The organism is Burkholderia territorii (assembly GCF_902833055.1).
Classification (GTDB): Bacteria; Pseudomonadota; Gammaproteobacteria; order Burkholderiales; family Burkholderiaceae; genus Burkholderia; species Burkholderia territorii.
In genome coordinates, this window is the sequence record NZ_CADFEJ010000076.1 from 1 (window position 1) to 603 (window position 603).

A 603-nucleotide genomic window follows, 5' to 3' on the forward strand; every position below is an offset into this window, starting at 1 on the left:
CGGCTGGCAGCAGTGTGTGCGATTGCGCGGCGGCCTGCACCATCTGGCGGTATTGCGCGGTGGTGATCTGTTCCAGGACCGGCGAGGGGATCAGGTTGCGGAACGCGAAGGCATTGCCGTATTGCACGCCGGGCTGGGCCGGCGCGTAGCCGGCGGCATGCTGGGGCGCGGCGGTGGGCGCTGCCGACGGTGCCGCGGCGGCCGCCTCGCTGGCCGCCAGCACCGGCGCGGCACAGGCCAGCAGCAAGCCGGCGGCGGCCGTGCCGAGGACTTTCGCGAACTCAGCCGGCACGAGCCGCCTCGTCCTGCGCGCGGCCGCTGCCCCAGGGCGCGACCTTGAACAGCAGCAGCATGCCCGGGATGCCGAGCGCGGCGCAGACCAGGAAGTAGTCGAACCAGCCGATCCTCGCCACGATGAAGCCGCTGGAGGCCGAGGCCAGCGTGCGCGGCACCGAGGCCAGGCTGGTGAACAGCGCGAACTGGGTGGCGGTGTAGCGCGGGTCCGTGGTGCTGGCGATATAGGCCGTGAAGGCCGCCAGCGTGAGCCCGGTGGAGAAGGTCTCGAAGCCGTACACGCCCGCCATCAGCACCGGGTCGGGGCCG

2 pseudogenes are annotated in these 603 nt (G+C 72.6%); both read right to left on the reverse strand.

Features of this window, described 5'->3' with window-relative positions:
• Nucleotides 1-292 (reverse strand): annotated as a pseudogene (locus HW466_RS31065) (M48 family peptidase); the annotation flags it as partial.
• Nucleotides 282-603: pseudogene (locus HW466_RS31070) on the reverse strand (AmpG family muropeptide MFS transporter); the annotation flags it as partial. The pseudogenes HW466_RS31065 and HW466_RS31070, both read right to left, overlap by 11 nt.